Source organism: Streptomyces sp. NPDC004065 (assembly GCF_044903565.1).
In the GTDB taxonomy this organism is placed as follows: Bacteria; Actinomycetota; Actinomycetes; order Streptomycetales; family Streptomycetaceae; genus Streptomyces.
Window position 1 is genome coordinate 100,369 of sequence record NZ_JBJDQT010000015.1, and the last position, 13,791, is coordinate 114,159.

General features: G+C 73.1%; 13 protein-coding genes and 1 riboswitch. Of the genes, 10 read left to right on the forward strand and 3 right to left on the reverse strand.

The window, feature by feature from the left end:
* Nucleotides 1-122: 122 nt before the first annotated feature.
* A complete protein-coding gene (locus ACI2LW_RS17950) occupies nt 123-875 on the reverse strand; it encodes an SDR family oxidoreductase (protein ID WP_404732154.1) in 753 nt (250 codons plus the stop codon).
* Nucleotides 876-1,295: 420 nt separating this feature from the next.
* Nucleotides 1,296-1,426: riboswitch (FMN riboswitch) on the forward strand.
* Nucleotides 1,427-1,575: 149 nt separating this feature from the next.
* Between ACI2LW_RS17950 and ACI2LW_RS17955 the strand changes: the two genes are divergently transcribed.
* The 9 genes from ACI2LW_RS17955 (at nt 1,576) to ACI2LW_RS17995 (ending at nt 9,169) form a co-directional block, all read left to right on the forward strand.
* Entirely contained in the window at nt 1,576-2,214 is a 639-nt protein-coding gene (locus ACI2LW_RS17955) for a riboflavin synthase (protein WP_404732155.1), read from the forward strand.
* A complete protein-coding gene (locus ACI2LW_RS17960; RefSeq protein ID WP_404732156.1) occupies nt 2,211-2,855 on the forward strand; it encodes a nicotinamide riboside transporter PnuC in 645 nt (214 codons plus the stop codon). The genes ACI2LW_RS17955 and ACI2LW_RS17960 overlap by 4 nt, the downstream gene beginning before the upstream one ends.
* Nucleotides 2,852-4,213 carry a GTP cyclohydrolase II gene (gene ribA, locus ACI2LW_RS17965; RefSeq protein WP_404732157.1) on the forward strand — a complete coding sequence of 454 codons (1,362 nt, stop codon included), beginning with the start codon at nt 2,852-2,854 and terminating at the stop codon, nt 4,211-4,213. Before ACI2LW_RS17960 ends, ribA begins: the two co-directional genes overlap by 4 nt.
* A gap of 24 nt (nt 4,214-4,237) precedes the next feature.
* Nucleotides 4,238-4,723, forward strand: a complete 486-nt coding sequence (gene ribH / locus ACI2LW_RS17970; RefSeq protein WP_404732158.1) for a 6,7-dimethyl-8-ribityllumazine synthase — start codon at nt 4,238-4,240, stop codon at nt 4,721-4,723.
* A gap of 34 nt (nt 4,724-4,757) precedes the next feature.
* Nucleotides 4,758-5,030: a phosphoribosyl-ATP diphosphatase gene (locus ACI2LW_RS17975; protein WP_404732159.1), complete on the forward strand. Its 273-nt coding sequence runs from the start codon at nt 4,758-4,760 to the stop codon at nt 5,028-5,030.
* Nucleotides 5,031-5,118: 88 nt separating this feature from the next.
* Nucleotides 5,119-5,967, forward strand: a complete 849-nt coding sequence (gene hisG, locus ACI2LW_RS17980) for an ATP phosphoribosyltransferase (RefSeq protein WP_404732160.1) — start codon at nt 5,119-5,121, stop codon at nt 5,965-5,967.
* A gap of 14 nt (nt 5,968-5,981) precedes the next feature.
* Nucleotides 5,982-6,458, forward strand: coding sequence for a PH domain-containing protein (locus tag ACI2LW_RS17985; RefSeq protein WP_404732161.1), 477 nt, complete (start codon nt 5,982-5,984; stop codon nt 6,456-6,458).
* A gap of 279 nt (nt 6,459-6,737) precedes the next feature.
* Entirely contained in the window at nt 6,738-8,084 is a 1,347-nt protein-coding gene (locus tag ACI2LW_RS17990) for a hemolysin family protein (protein WP_404732162.1), read from the forward strand.
* Nucleotides 8,081-9,169, forward strand: coding sequence for a hemolysin family protein (locus ACI2LW_RS17995; RefSeq protein WP_404732163.1), 1,089 nt, complete (start codon nt 8,081-8,083; stop codon nt 9,167-9,169). The genes ACI2LW_RS17990 and ACI2LW_RS17995 overlap by 4 nt, the downstream gene beginning before the upstream one ends.
* Before the next feature lie 383 nt (nt 9,170-9,552).
* On the opposite strand, the gene ACI2LW_RS18000 is transcribed toward ACI2LW_RS17995, so the two are convergent.
* The gene (locus ACI2LW_RS18000) at nt 9,553-11,409 is read right to left on the reverse strand and encodes an AAA family ATPase (RefSeq protein ID WP_404732164.1); all 1,857 of its coding nucleotides are present in this window, start codon (nt 11,407-11,409) and stop codon (nt 9,553-9,555) included.
* A 431-nt stretch (nt 11,410-11,840) separates the two neighbouring features.
* Entirely contained in the window at nt 11,841-12,461 is a 621-nt protein-coding gene (locus tag ACI2LW_RS18005) for a uridine kinase (RefSeq protein WP_404732209.1), read from the reverse strand.
* Nucleotides 12,462-12,797: 336 nt separating this feature from the next.
* On the opposite strand from ACI2LW_RS18005, the gene ACI2LW_RS18010 reads away from it, so the two are divergent.
* Nucleotides 12,798-13,754: a hypothetical protein gene (locus ACI2LW_RS18010; protein WP_404732165.1), complete on the forward strand. Its 957-nt coding sequence runs from the start codon at nt 12,798-12,800 to the stop codon at nt 13,752-13,754.
* The last annotated feature ends 37 nt before the right edge of the window (nt 13,755-13,791 follow it).

A 13,791-nucleotide genomic window follows, 5' to 3' on the forward strand; every position in this document is an offset into this window, starting at 1 on the left:
CCCACAGCAACGGCACGTCCGCACCACGGGGGTGGCCGGTCCCGGGCTGCCGGGCTCCGCCCCCGCACCCCACGCGGGGCTCCGCCCCTGCACCCGCCGGCGGGGGCCGCGCCCCGCCCTCCTCAAGGCCGGCGGCTGCTCTGCGGCCGTGTTCTCAGGAACTCCTCGAACGTGCGCTTGCCGACCGCCTCCGTCGGGGCCAGGTGGTGACCCTGGCGGAAGGCCCGGTAGGCGCGGCCGGGGAGGGGGACGTTCAGCAGGGGGCGGCGGCGGCCCGTGGCCTTGAGGTAGGAGCGGGCCAGGGACGGGAACGTACGGACCTCGGGGCCGCCCATGTCGGGCACCCGGCCGGCGGGCGGTGCCACCGCCAACTCCGCCAGGCGGGCGGCGACTTCGGCCGCGTCGATCGGCTGGTCGCGCACGCCCGCCGGGAGCGGGACGACGGGAGAACGGCACAGGGTGCCGAGCAGCTTCGCCACCAGGTCGTGGAACTGCGTGGTGCGCAGCACGGTCCAGCCCAGCCCCGACCGCTCGATGAGATGCTCCACGGCGAACTTCGTCTCGTAGTAGCCGAAGGGAATCCGGTCCACTCCCACGATGGAGATGTACAGCAGGTGCGCCACCCCGGCACCGCGCGCCGCCGCGATCAGGTGGGCGGCGGACTCCTCGTCGCCCTTCGGCGCGGTCGCGCAGTGCACGATCGTCTCGACGCCCGCGACCGCCGCGTCCAGCGCCGGGCCGCCCTCGCGCAGATCGACGGCGTACGGCGGGGTGTGCCTGCTGAGCACGCGTACCTCGTGGCCGTCCGCGCGCAGCCGCTCGACGACGAGCCGGCCGAGCGTGCCGGTGCCGCCGGTCACCAGGATCGTGGTCATCTGTCAGTCCCTCCGGACGTCGGTGGTCGGGGCTCCCGCGGGGGAGCGGACCGGTTCCGCACGGGCCTTCGTGCGAGGCCGTGCGGGATCCAGCTTGCGCGGAAAGCCCGTTCGTCGCACGGCGTGCCGCCAACCGGCGAGTCGGCGGCGGCATTTCGGGCCACCCGAGCGTCAAGCCGCTTCTGGTACGTACCTGTTGACCCGTATGGTCTAGTCCACTTACTGTCGATCTGGCGCTCGCAGACCGGTCCGGCGGCGGTGACGACGGCCCTTGCCCGCCGCCGGGCCTCCAGGCGGTGCGGACGATGGAGGCGGCGCGGGCGACGCAGGCGACGCAGGGGATGCGCTCTGTGAGCGAGCCCACACCGATCGTCCGTATGGATGCCGACCGGGCGTGGCACACTGGCCCTGTACCAGTAGCAGCGCACTCCGGGGTCGGTGAAACTCCGAACCGGCGGTTACAGTCCGCGACCCGGTCGCTTCCAGCGGCCGGTTGACCAGGTGAAATTCCTGGACCGACGGTTAAAGTCCGGATGGGAGGCAGTGCGCGGCGAGCGGGCACGCATGTGCGCGCCGCCGATGGTGGGCTCACCCGCGGGGGTGTGTCCGTCCGGCGCCGTGCGGAGTGTCCCCGCTCGTACCTTCTGCCGTCGTCGGCAGCCCCGGAGTCCGTGCCCGAAGAGGCAGGAGGACCCGGGAAGTGTTCACCGGAATCGTCGAAGAGCTGGGCGAGATCACCGCCGTGGAGGACCTCGGCGACGCCGCCCGCTTCCGGCTCCGCGGCCCCCTCGTCACCGAGGGCGCGCGGCACGGCGACTCCATCGCCGTGAACGGGGTCTGTCTCACCGTCGTGGAGCACGAGGGCGACGAGTTCACCGCCGACGTCATGGCCGAGACCCTCAAGCGCTCCAGCCTCGGCGCCCTCACGGTCGGCTCCCGGGTCAACCTGGAGCGGCCGATGGCCGTGGGCGCGCGCCTCGGCGGGCACATCGTGCAGGGGCACGTGGACGGCACCGGCACGGTCCTGGAGCGCACCCCCTCCGAGCACTGGGAGGTCGTGCGGATCTCCCTGCCCGCCGACCTGTCGCGCTACGTCGTCGAGAAGGGCTCCATCACCGTCGACGGCATCAGCCTCACGGTCGTGGAGGCCGGCCCCGACTACTTCACCGTCAGCCTCATCCCCACCACCCTCGCCCTGACCACGCTCGGCCTCAAGCAGCCAGGCGACCCGGTCAACCTCGAAGTGGACGTCGTCGCCAAGTACGTCGAGCGGATGCTCGGCGACCGGGTGCCCGGCGACCGGGTGCCCGGCGACCGGGTGCGGGGGGCCGCCGAGTGAACTGGCTCAACTCCGAGGCCTTCGCGCTCCTCGGCCAGCACATCAAGTGGTCGGACATGATCGGCAACGTGATCGGGCTGATCGCCCTGGCCTTCGGCTGGCGGCGCTCCATATGGACCTGGCCCGCCCAGTTCCTGTCCGGACTGATCCTGTTCGGCGCCTTCGCCACCGCCCACCTCTCCGGCAGCGCCGGCAAGCAGATCGTGGTCATGGCCGTCGCCGGCTACGGCTGGTGGCAGTGGAACCGCGGCAGGGGCGGCGCCGGGGACGGCCACATCGCCGTACGGTTCGCCACCTGGCGCGAGCGGGCCGCCCTGCTCGGCGCCGCCGCGGCCGGCACGGTCGCCGTCGCCGGACTGTTCCAGGCCTACCCGTCGCTGTCCTGGGACCCCTGGCCCGACGCCTACATCTTCGTCGGCACCGTCGTCGCCATGTACGCGCAGGCGCGCGGCATGGTCGAGTTCTGGTTCGCCTGGCTGCTCGTGGACGCCGTCGGCGTCCCCCTCAACTTCGCCAACGGCTTCGCCTTCTCCGGCTTCGTCTACGTCATCTACGGCGCGCTCGTCCTGTGGGGCATGCGCGACTGGTGGCTGCGCTCCCGCCGGGCCGCGCAGCCGGTCCTGGAAGGAGCGCCCGCATGACCGCGGCACCCGTCCTGTACAGCACCGACAACGTCGAGGACCTCGTGCTCGACCCGATCGAGCAGGCCATCGCCGACATCGCGGCCGGCCGACCGGTCGTGGTCGTCGACGACGAGGACCGCGAGAACGAGGGCGACCTCGTCATCGCCGCCGAGAAGGCGACCGAGGAGATCGTCGCCTTCATGATGAGCGAGTGCCGCGGCCTGATCTGCGCCCCCATGGAGGGCGCGGAACTGGACCGGCTCCAACTCCCCCAGATGGTCGAGGACAACACCGAGTCCATGAAGACCGCCTTCACGGTCTCGGTCGACGCCTCGGCAGCCCACGGCGTCACCACCGGCATCTCCGCCTCCGACCGGGCGACCACGCTGCGGCTGCTGGCGGGCGGCAGCGCCGAGCCGGGCGACCTCGTCCGCCCCGGCCACGTCTTCCCGCTGCGCGCCAGGACCGGCGGCGTGCTGGTCCGCAACGGCCACACCGAGGCCGCCGTCGACCTCGCCCGGCTCGCCGGGCTGCGCCCGGCCGGCGCGATCGTCGAGATCGCCGGCGAGGACGGCCGGATGCTGCGCCTGCCCGAACTGGTCGTCTTCGCCCGCAAGCACGGCCTGACGATCATCTCCATCGAGGACCTGATCGCCCACCGCCGCTCCACCGAGCGCCCGGCCCCGCCCGAGCAGCGGGAACCCTCCAGCGAGCCCGTCGCCCGCCCCGACGTGACCGCTCCCCACGCGCCCGTCGTCCGCCGCGAGGCCGAGGTCCGTCTGCCCACCGCGCACGGCGTCTTCACGGCCTACGGCTACCGCGCCGCCGACGGCGTCGAGCACGTCGCCCTCGTGCACGGCGAACTCGGCGACGGCCGCGACGTCCTGGTCCGCGTCCACTCCGAGTGCCTGACCGGCGACGTCTTCTCCTCGCTGCGCTGCGACTGCGGCCCCCAGCTGGACGCCTCCCTGGAGCGCATCCAGCAGGAGGGCAGGGGAGTGGTGGTCTATCTGCGCGGTCACGAGGGACGCGGCATCGGCCTGATGTCCAAGCTGCGGGCGTACGAACTCCAGGAGCGCGGCCGGGACACCCTCGACGCCAACCTCGAACTCGGCCTGCCCGCCGACGCCCGCGACTACGGCGCCGGGGCGCAGATCCTGAAGGACCTCGGGGTCGCAAGCGTCCGCCTGATGACCAACAACCCCGACAAGACCGAGGCGCTGCTGCGCCACGGCATCGAGGTCACCCGGCGCGAGCCGATGCCCGTCCAGGCGGGTGAGCACAACCTCCGCTACCTGCGCACCAAGCGGGACCGGATGGGGCACGACCTGCCCTGGCTGGACACGAACGCCGTGTCCACCTGCGGCAACCAGTAGGACAGAAAGCGACTGAGGAGAAACGTGAGCGGCAAGGGTGCACCGGAACTGTCCGTCCGGAACGTCGGGGACCTCAGGGTCGCCGTCGTGGCGGCGCAGTGGCACGAGAAGGTGATGGACGGTCTGGTGGACGGCGCCCTGCGCGCCCTGCACGAGCTGGGGATCGACGAGCCCACCCTGCTCAGGGTCCCCGGCAGCTTCGAACTGCCGGTGGTGGCCAAGGTGCTGGCGGGCCGCGGCTACGACGCGGTGGTCGCCCTCGGCGTCGTCATCCGCGGCGGCACCCCGCACTTCGACTACGTGTGCCAGGGCGTCACCCAGGGCCTGACCCAGGTGTCGGTCGACACCGGCGTCCCCGTCGGCTTCGGGGTGCTCACCTGCGACACCGAGGAGCAGGCCCTGGACCGGGCCGGCCTGGAGGGGTCCAGCGAGGACAAGGGCCACGAGGCGGTCACCGCGGCGGTCGCCACCGCGGCCACGCTGCGTTCAGTATCCGAACCCTGGCGGTGAGGAGTCGGCCCGAGCGCGTAGGGTGGGGAACACCATGTCCAAGAAGACGTTCGAGGAGCTCTTCGCCGAGCTCCAGCAGAAGGCCGCCCACGGCGACCCCGCGACCTCCCGCACCGCCGAGCTGGTCGGGAAGGGGGTCCACGCCATCGGCAAGAAGGTCGTCGAAGAGGCCGCCGAGGTCTGGATGGCCGCCGAGCACGAGGGCAAGGAGGCGGCCGCCGAGGAGATCTCGCAGCTGCTGTACCACGTTCAGGTGATGATGATCGCCCGCGGCATCGGCCTGGACGACGTCTACGCCCATCTCTGAGCAGCAGTAGCACAGCAGTAGCAGCAGTAGCAGTATCCGCCCGCACACCGAACGCCGTACCACCGCACGAACGAAGGAAGCCGACCTCATGCTGCGCATCGCCGTCCCCAACAAGGGTTCACTCTCCGGCCCTGCGGCGGACATGCTGCATGAGGCCGGCTACCAGCAGCGGCGGGAGTCCAAGGAACTGCGCATCGTCGACCCGGAGAACGAGGTCGAGTTCTTCTACCTCCGCCCCCGCGACATCGCCATCTACGTCTCCTCCGGCCGCCTCGACATCGGCATCACCGGCCGCGACCTGCTCGTCGACTCCGGCGCCAACGCCGAGGAGATCCTCCCGCTCGGCTTCGCCCGCTCCACCTTCCGTTACGCCACCAAGCCCGGCAGGGCCGGCGGCGTGGCGGACCTGAACGGGATGACCGTCGCCACCTCCTACGAGGGCATCGTCGCCAAGCACCTCGCCGACAACGGCGTCGACGCCTCCGTCGTCCACCTCGACGGCGCCGTGGAGACCGCCATCGAGCTCGGCGTCGCCGAGGTGATCGCGGACGTCGTGGAGACCGGCACCTCGCTGCGCAACGCCGGTCTGGAGGTCATCGGCGAGCCCATCATGAAGTCCGAGGCCGTCGTGATCCGCCGCACCGGCGCGGACGGCGCGGAGCCCAAGGTGCAGCAGTTCCTGCGCCGCCTCCAGGGCGTCCTGGTGGCCCGCACGTACGTCATGATGGACTACGACTGCCGTGTCGAGCAGCTGGAGAAGGCCGTCGCGCTGACCCCGGGGCTGGAGTCCCCGACGGTCTCCCCGCTGCACAACGAGGGCTGGGTCGCCGTGCGCGCCATGGTCCCGGCCAAGGAGGCCCAGCGCATCATGGACGACCTGTACGCCATCGGCGCCCGGGCCATCCTGACCACGGCCATCCACGCCTGCCGACTGTAAAGGGACACCGAGAGATGTCCGACCTGCCCGACCTCCCCGCGCTCCCGGTCACGTTCCGGCCGGCCTCCACCCGTGTGGTACTGCTCACGGCCGCGGTGGCGATCTTCGGGGTGATCGTCACCGTCGGGATGCTGCTGGAGGGGGTGAGCCCCGGCGAGCGCGTCAGCTTCGTCGTCACCGCCGCCCTGCTGTCCGGGGTGCTGCTCCTGCTCGCCCGGCCGAAGGTGGTCGCCGAGGACTCCGGCGTCACCGTCGTCAACATCACCGGCCGCCGCACCCTGGAGTGGGCGGAAATCGTCCAGGTCAACCTGCGTCCCGGCGATCCCTGGGTGTTCCTGAACCTCAGCGACGGCACCAGCCTGCCCGCGCTCGGCATCCAGCCGGGCATCGCCAGGCGGCAGGCCCTCGCCGACGCGCGGACCCTGCGCGCGCTCGTCGAGGCCCGCGCCATCGGCGACCCCGAGCGGTCCCCGGGTGAACCGCGGGGCTGACCCCGAGCGGCCCCCGGGTCAACCGCGGGGCCGAATTCCCGGACCCCCACGTGACGTCCGCCCTGCCGCACACACCGGTGTCTTGATTAATCTGGTGGCGGAGGCTCCACTCGCTGCGCCTCCGCCCCTGGGCTCCGACCGGCGCCAGGGGTTCCTGCTACCCGAGGAGTGACACCCCCCGGCGATGGACGGATCGTCCTGCAGTACCTGCGCCGCCCCCTGCCGACATAGCGCGCACCGCCCCACGGCGGCCCGCGCCCACGCCCGGGCGGCGGCATCATGACCATCCCCCTGCTGCTCCTGGCAGCTGCCTTCCTGCTGATCCTCGCCAACGGCTTCTTCGTGGCCGCCGAGTTCGGCCTGGTGACCGTGGAACGCGCGGACGCCGAGCAGGCCGCCGCGGACGGCGACAAGCGGGCCCGTACGGTCGTCGAAGCGCTCAAGGAGCTGTCCTTCCAGCTCTCCGGCACCCAGCTCGGCATCACCATCACCTCCCTCGTCGTCGGCATGCTCGCCGAGCCCGCGCTGGCCGAACTGCTGCGCGGCCCCTTCGCCGCGACCGGCCTGCCCGCGGGCGCCGTCTCCGGTGTCGCCGTGGTCGTCGGCATGCTGCTCGCCTCGGCGGTGCAGATGGTGGTCGGCGAGCTCGTACCCAAGAACTGGGCCGTGTCCCGGCCGCTGCAGGTCGCGCGTTTCGTCGCCGGACCCCAGCACCTGTTCGCACGCCTGTTCCGCCCGGTGATCGCCGGGCTCAACACGGTCGCCAACCGGCTGGTGCGCGCCGTCGGCGTCGAGCCCACCGAGGAGCTGGCCTCCGCCCGCACCCCCGGCGAGCTGGTCTCGCTGGCCCGCCACTCCGCGCAGGCCGGCGCCCTGGAACAGGACACCGCCGACCTCTTCGTGCGCACCCTGTCCCTGGGCGACCTGACCGCACAGCACGTCATGACCCCGCGCGTGAAGGTCAGCGCCCTGCAGTCCTCGGCGACCGCCGAGGACGTGGTCAACCTCACCCGTGCCACCGGCCTGTCCCGTTTCCCCGTCTACCACGAGCGCATCGACGAGGTCGTCGGGATGGTCCACCTCAAGGACGCCCTGGCGGTCCCGGCGCGCGACCGGCTGCGCACGCCCGTCGGCCGCATCGCCCGCCCGGCGCTGCTCGTGCCGGAGACCCTGCCCGTGCAGCCGCTGCTGGCCCAGCTGCGCAGCGAGCAGCCCATCGCGGTCGTCGTCGACGAGTACGGCGGCACGGCGGGCGTGGTCACCCTGGAGGACATCGTCGAGGAACTCGTCGGCGAGGTCCGCGACGAGCACGACGCCAAGGACGTGCCCGAGCTCGCCCCGGCCCCGCCCGAGGACGGCCGCCCCGCCTGGGACGCCGACGGCGCCTGCCGCGTCGACCTGCTCAGGCGGATCGGTCTGGAGGCCCCCGAGGGGCCCTACGAGACCGTCGCCGGTCTGGTCGCCGACCTGCTCGGCCGGATTCCCGCCCCCGGCGACCGGGCCGAGCTGCCCGGCTGGCGGCTGTCGGTGCGCCAGGTCGGGCACTACCGCGCCGAGCGGGTCCGCCTGGTGCGCACCGCTCCCGCCGGCAGCGCCGTCGCCACCGCGGTGGAGGCCTCCCGATGAGCGTGCTCCAGCTCTTCTTCGCCGCGCTGCTGGTACTGGCCAACGGCTTCTTCGTCGGCGCGGAGTTCGCCCTGGTGTCGGTCCGCCGCAGCCAGATCGAGCCCCTCGGGACGGCCCGGGCCCGCCAGGTGATCCACGGTCTGGAGCGGCTGCCGCGGATGATGGCCGCCGCGCAGTTCGGCATCACCGTCTGCTCCCTGACCCTGGGCGCGGTGGCCGAACCGACGGTGGCCCAGCTGCTCGAGCCGGTGTTCGAGTGGGTCCGGCTGCCGCACGGCATGGTCCACCCGCTCGGCTATGTCGTCGCCCTCGCGGCCGTGGTCTTCTTCCACCTCGTCATCGGCGAGATGGTGCCGAAGAACCTCGCGATGGCCGCCCCGGAGAAGGCCGCGCTGTGGCTCGGCCCGGGTCTGGTCGCCTTCGCCCGTCTGTGCCGGCCCATCACGGTGGCGCTCGGCGCCTGCGCCAAGGGCATCCTGATGCTCTTCCGCGTCGAGCCCAAGGACGAGGTCGAGGCCGTCTTCACCAGCGAGCAGCTCAACCGGCTGGTGGAGGACTCCGGCCAGGCGGGGCTCCTCGACCCCGAGGAGCAGGAGCGTCTGGAGGACGCGCTCGAGCTCGGCTCCCGGCCGGTGACCGATGTGCTGCTGCGGCGCGAGGCGCTGGTGACCGTCAGCCCGTCGGTGACCCCGGGCGAGATCGTCGCCCTCACCGCGCGCACGGGGTACTCGCGCTTCCCGGTGGCCGCGGAGAGCGGCGCCTTCATGGGGTACCTGCACGTCAAGGACGTCCTCGACCTGGAGGACTCCGACCGGGCCGTGCCGCAGCGGATATGGCGCCCGATGACCACGCTCAGGTCCGAGCTGCCGCTGGACGACGCCCTGACGGTGATGCGCCGGGCGGCGACGCACCTGGCCCAGGTCGCGGACGCCTCCGGCCGGGTGCTGGGCCTGGTCGCCCTGGAGGACGTACTGGAACTCCTGGTCGGCGAGGTGCGGGACCCGGCCCACCGGGTGCGCCCGGGGGTACGGCTGACGGAGCCGCGGCGCGAGAGCGGGGAGCCGGACCAGGTACTGGCCACCTGACGCTCGCCGCCGCACCGGCCTGGCGTCCGGGCACGTCCCGCCGCCGCACCGGCCTGGCGTCCGGGCACGTCCCGCCGCCGCACCGGCCGGGCGGGGAACATCGCCCCGCCGCACCGGCCGGGCGGGCAGATCCCGGGCCGGCCGGGGGCGGGTAGTAGGTCCCGCCGCCCGGCCGGCCCGGCGTGCGGGACGGCCGGCACCCGACCGTGCCCGCGCCAGGCTGCACAGCCCTTCACGGCCGTGCGCCCCTGGGCGCACGGCCTCACGGGACCCGCGGCTCCTGAGCAGCGGCCTCCCGGCCCTCGAGCGGGCCGTCGTCTCCACGGCCGCGCCCCGCCGGGTTCGGGGCGTCCCACGGGACCCGCGGGCCCGCGCCGGCCGCCTCACGGGTCCTGCGGGCCGCGCCCCGACAGGACCTCTCCGTACGCCTGCATCAGGTCCGGCAGCCGCAGCGTCGCCAGGTCGTCCCGCGACAGCGTCCCCGGATACGTCGACAGCCGCAGATCCCGGTACGCGCAGCTCTTCTCGTACAGCGTCCGCAGGAACCGCCCGTTGCCGAGCTCGTCGATCCACCCCTGGTCGACCACGTGCCCGGCGATGGAGCGCAGCTCGTCCAGGGCCTCCTCGTCCCACTGGTCGCCGTTCTCCGCGGCGAGCACCTTGCCGATCTCGGTGAGCTCCAGCGGGCGGTACGACGGGAAGTCCACGCGGGTGGTGAAGCGGGACGACAGCCCGGGGTTGGCGGCCAGCAGCCGGTCCATGCCCTCGGGGTAGCCGGCGAGGATCACCACGAGGTGGTCGCGGTTGTCCTCGGCCCGCTTCAGCAGCACCTGGAGCGCCTCGTCGCCGTACGCGTCGCCCTTGCCGTACCCGGAGTTGGACAGCGAGTAGGCCTCGTCGACGAAGAGGACCCCGCCGATCGCGGAGTCGATGAGCTCGTTGGCCTTCACGGCGGTCTGGCCCAGGTACTCGCCGACCAGGTCGGCCCGCTGCGCCTCCACCAGATGGTCGCCGCCGAGCAGGCCGAGGGCGTAGAAGACGCGGCCGAGGATGCGGGCGACCGTGGTCTTGCCGGTTCCCGAGGGTCCGGAGAAGACGAAGTGGCGTTTGGGCGGCTGCACGGGCAGCCCCTGCCCGGCCCGCAGCCGGGCCATGTTCAGCTGCGCCGACAGGGCCTTCACCTGCCGTTTGACCGGCTCCAGGCCCACCATGCGCTCGAGCTCGGCGAGCGCCTGCTCCAGCAGCGCGGGGTCGGTGGGACCGGAGGGCAGCGGATCGGCGGCCACCGAGGTCCGCTCGCGCACGGCGGGGTCGGACAGCGGCGCCAGGGGAGCGGACAGCGGCGGCTCCGGCTCACCGAGCATGAGGTCCCTGCCCTCGGTGCCGAACAGCGGATCCAGGACGTCCGGGCCGTCCACCGTGTCCTGGCCCAGGCCGGTGAGCGTGACCGCCGCGAGGTCCGCCGCGTCGTCGAACCCGTCGCCCTCGGCGATCGCCGCGAGCCGGGCCGAGGTGTCCATGAAGGAGGGGTCCACCCGGTGCACGGCCCGGTACAGGGGGAGCGCGGCGGCGCTGCGCCCGGTGCCCTCGTGGGCCCGCGCCAGCCAGTAGCGCAGCTCCTTGCGCTGCGGCTGCTCGCTGCGGCAGCGCATCAGCGCGGCCGCCAGCATCGGCTCGGCCTGCCCGTACATCTCCAGCCGCACCCGGGCCATGCCGCCGAACAGTCCGGCCTCGATGCCGAGCATCGGGTCGTCGAGCAGCGGGTCGGTGTGCCGGACGAGCTGCTCCCAGTCCTTGACCAGGTAGGCGCGGCAGGCGTGCAGGAACCGCACCTGGGGGTCCGTGTCCACCGGCGGCAGACCGGCGAGTGCCCGGTCCAGCTCGGGCACATGGCGCCCGTCCAGCCAGTGCGAGGCGTGCGCGAGCAGCAGATCGCGCGGGCTCTCCAGCACGGGCTGCACCCACCAGCCCAGCCAGTACCAGGAGTTGAGGGAGCGGCGGTGCCGGGCCCGCTGCTCGCCGAAGCGGTCGCGGTGCCGGAACATCCGCAGCAGCGCGGTCGTCGTGTCCACGCGCAGCGCGTGCAGCCCCAGCCAGCCGTCGGCCATGCCGGGGTCCATCCGTACCGAGGCCCGGAACTCCTCCTCGGCCTGCGGATAGGCGCCCATGGTGTAGGCGTCCACGCCCCGCAGCCAGGCGAGGTCGGCAGGGGCCTCGGGGCCCTGCGTGCCGAAGTCCATCACGTCCCCCACAAACCGTGCCCCCGTAGGTTCGCCGCCGGGCATCCACCCGGTGGCCTCCTGTGGTCGAACCGCTGTGCCGCGGACCGGAGTTGCAGGTGCGCGAAGCAGCCGTTCGATGGTCGCACCGAGGGCATCGTACCCGCGGGGCCGCCACCCGCCGAAGGGTGCCGCACGGGCCGTTCGCCGAGGTGGGGGCGGGACGTGGCGCACCACTGCGGTGACCGAGGGTGATCGGATCGGCTCGCGGGGCGCCCGGGAAACGGGACGAGGTCAGAACGAAGCCCCCGGTCACGGGGGAACAACCGGGGGCTTCGCGTCTGCGGGCGGTCTCCGACGACCGCTCATTGAGAACCTAAGACCTGTACGGCCCCCCGGTCAAGCCGAGTTGGGGCACTCGGACAACTCACCCGGGGGCGATCTTCACGTGTTCAGCACATTGCGGACGGGTCGTCACGGTGGGTGACCGCCCGGTGTGGCGCAGGGGCCCCGGAAGGCCCCGGCAGCACCTCGTATCCCACGGTCAACTGCCGTACCAGAAGATTCGCATGGGGCCTCGAGGGGTCCTCGGCGAAGTGCCGGCGTTCCGCCGCGACCCACCCGTCCCAGAACGCGTGCTGCTCCTCGCCGTCCCGGGCGCGTCCCCGCGCCCAGGCCTCCTCCGGCGGCACGTCCATCCACAGCAGCCGGGCCAGATGCGGGCGCAGGGAGCGGCGGCCGGCGCCCACGCCCTCGAGCAGGATCACCGGCGCGGGAGGCAGCGTGCGGGCGGGGCCGACGCGCCGGGCGCGCCAGTCGTAGGGGGAGTAGTGCGCCGCCGTCCCGCGCGAGAGCGGTTCGACCACCTCGGTCAGCAGCCGCTCGTCCCAGGCGAACAGTTCCTCGTGGGTGGCGACGTCGTCCAGGTGCAGGACCGGGGCGTCCCCGAGGGCCCCGGCCAGCCGTGCGGCGAAGGTGGTCTTCCCGGAGCCCGCGTGCCCGTCGACGCCGATCAGACGGACCGGGCCGCAGGACGGCTGGAGGCGGCTGAGGCGGGCGGCGAGGGCGTGGATGGCGGTTCCCGGAGTCGGTGCGCTGGGGCAGGGGTATTTCCCGGAACATTCTAATGACCGCCTCGACTCGACCTTCCCGCCGGACCTTCCTGCCGGACCTTCCTGCGGGACCTTCCTGCGGGACCTTCCCGCCGCCCCCGTCGGCGGGCGCCGGCCGGGCGTGGTGATCCCGAAAATGGTGTCGCGTTGAACCATTCATTGAGCAAGCGTCAACTTCCGTCGAACCGCGGCGAGTCGGCGCGTCCACAGGTCGAAATCGGCGTTCCGTTTGTGGCGCCCGCTGAGTAAAGTGCTTCCCGTGAACCATGTGGTGCCATAGGCGATGGACGGGGGAAGATGGCGGCCGGCTTATTCGAAGGGCACTACGTCTGGCATCCCGCGGCCGACGACCGCACGCTCGCGAGCGTGTGCGTCGACGTGCGGGCCGGCCGGCACGTCAGTGCCCGGGACTGCCTCGCCGAGACCCGTGGCGACCACGCGCTGCGGGCCCACCGCTCCCTGGTGCTGGCCTCCGAGGCCGCCGACTCCGACCTCGCCGAGCGCTGGCTGGCCGAGGACCCGTCCCCGGAGGCCGCGCTGCTGTGGGCCCGGGTGGCGGTGCTCAGGGCGCTGCGCGCGTCCGACGCCCGGGACGACCGGGCCGAGGCGCTGGAGCGCATAGCCCTCTCCGCCTGTGAGCGCGCCTCGGCCATGGACCCCGCCGACCCCACGCCGTGGGTCGCCAAGCTGGCCATGGCCCGCTTGCACCGGCCGCGCGACCCGGCACCCCACGGGCTGCTGACCGCGCCGCCGGGGCCCTGGCGGCTGTTCGCGCACATCCTGTCCCTCGCCCCCTGGCACCGCGAGGCGCACCACCGCTTCCTGGCCTTCTTCTTCACCCGCCACGGCGGCTCGGTCAACGCCGCCTGGGACGTGGCGGCGTTCCTCGGCCAGCGCGCGCCCGCCGACTCGGCGCTGCGGCTGCTGCCGCTGGTCGCGCTGGTGGAGAGCTACAACCCGGCCCAACTGCTCGCCGACCGTGTCTGGGAACAGCCCCAGTGGCGCTCCACCTCGCTCGCGGTCTACCACAACTGGCTTCCCACGGTGTCCGGTTACCGCTTCACCCCGGTGCTCGACCTCGCCTACCTCGCCCACGCGCTGGTCATGGCCCGGCGCGAGTTCGAGGCCCGCGCCGTCCTCACCGCGATGGGACCGTACGCCTCGCGCATGCCGTGGTGCGCCTTCGGCGACCCGGTCGAGCAGCTCTCCCGTGCCCGGCGCGCCTGCGGCCTGCCGGTGCCACCGTCCCCCTGAAGCCCGCCCCCGCACAGCGCCTCGGCCCCCAGGCCCC

Coding starts and splice junctions, on each gene's coding strand:
- ACI2LW_RS18010 (WP_404732165.1), top strand. CDS start 12,798: ATGGCGGCCGGCTTATTCGAAGGGCACTACGTCTGGCATCCCGCGGCC.
- hisG (WP_404732160.1), top strand. CDS start 5,119: ATGCTGCGCATCGCCGTCCCCAACAAGGGTTCACTCTCCGGCCCTGCG.
- ACI2LW_RS17985 (WP_404732161.1), top strand. CDS start 5,982: ATGTCCGACCTGCCCGACCTCCCCGCGCTCCCGGTCACGTTCCGGCCG.
- ACI2LW_RS17990 (WP_404732162.1), top strand. CDS start 6,738: ATGACCATCCCCCTGCTGCTCCTGGCAGCTGCCTTCCTGCTGATCCTC.
- ACI2LW_RS17975 (WP_404732159.1), top strand. CDS start 4,758: ATGTCCAAGAAGACGTTCGAGGAGCTCTTCGCCGAGCTCCAGCAGAAG.
- ACI2LW_RS17950 (WP_404732154.1), bottom strand. CDS start 875: ATGACCACGATCCTGGTGACCGGCGGCACCGGCACGCTCGGCCGGCTC.
- ACI2LW_RS17995 (WP_404732163.1), top strand. CDS start 8,081: ATGAGCGTGCTCCAGCTCTTCTTCGCCGCGCTGCTGGTACTGGCCAAC.
- ACI2LW_RS18000 (WP_404732164.1), bottom strand. CDS start 11,409: ATGGACTTCGGCACGCAGGGCCCCGAGGCCCCTGCCGACCTCGCCTGG.
- ribA (WP_404732157.1), top strand. CDS start 2,852: ATGACCGCGGCACCCGTCCTGTACAGCACCGACAACGTCGAGGACCTC.